Origin of the sequence: Curtobacterium sp. MMLR14_002, assembly GCF_001864975.1 — a bacterium.
GTDB classification, from domain to species: Bacteria; Actinomycetota; Actinomycetes; order Actinomycetales; family Microbacteriaceae; genus Curtobacterium; species Curtobacterium flaccumfaciens.
On sequence record NZ_MJGT01000082.1, the window covers coordinates 1,178 to 1,861 of the forward strand.

The 684-nt window shown below is 68.4% G+C and carries 1 protein-coding gene; it reads left to right on the forward strand.

Annotated elements, in window-relative coordinates; genetic code table 11:
- A partial coding sequence (locus BIU91_RS14895) for a translation initiation factor IF-2 (protein WP_139196868.1) occupies positions 1-684 on the forward strand: 684 nt, incomplete at both ends.

Below are 684 nucleotides of genomic sequence, written 5' to 3' on the forward strand. Positions count from 1 at the left end.
ACGTCGACCACGGCAAGACCCGCCTCCTCGACGCGATCCGCAACTCGAAGGTCGTCGAGGGCGAGGCCGGTGGCATCACCCAGCACATCGGTGCCTACCAGATCGTCGCGCAGCACGAGGGCATCGACCGCCCGATCACCTTCATCGACACCCCGGGTCACGAGGCCTTCACGGCCATGCGTGCCCGTGGTGCCCAGGTGACGGACATCGCGATCCTCGTGGTCGCGGCGGACGACGGCATCATGCCCCAGACCATCGAGGCGTTGAACCACGCGCAGTCGGCCGGTGTGCCGATCGTCGTCGCGGTCAACAAGATCGACAAGGAAGGCGCGAACCCCGCCAAGGTCCGCCAGCAGCTCACCGAGTACAACCTGGTGGCCGAGGAGTACGGCGGCGACGTCATGTTCGTCGACGTGTCGGCACGGCAGAACATCGGCATCCAGGAGCTCCTGGACGCCGTGCTGCTCACCGCGGACGCCGGTCTCGACCTGCGTGCGAACCCCGACAAGGACGCCCGTGGTGTCGCGATCGAGGCCCGGCTCGACAAGGGTCGCGGTGCAGTCGCCACGGTCCTCATCCAGTCCGGCACGCTCCACGTCGGTGACGCCATCGTGGCGGGCACGGCCTACGGCCGAGTCCGTGCGATGACGGACGAGAACGGGGTCGCGGTCAAGGCCGCGACGC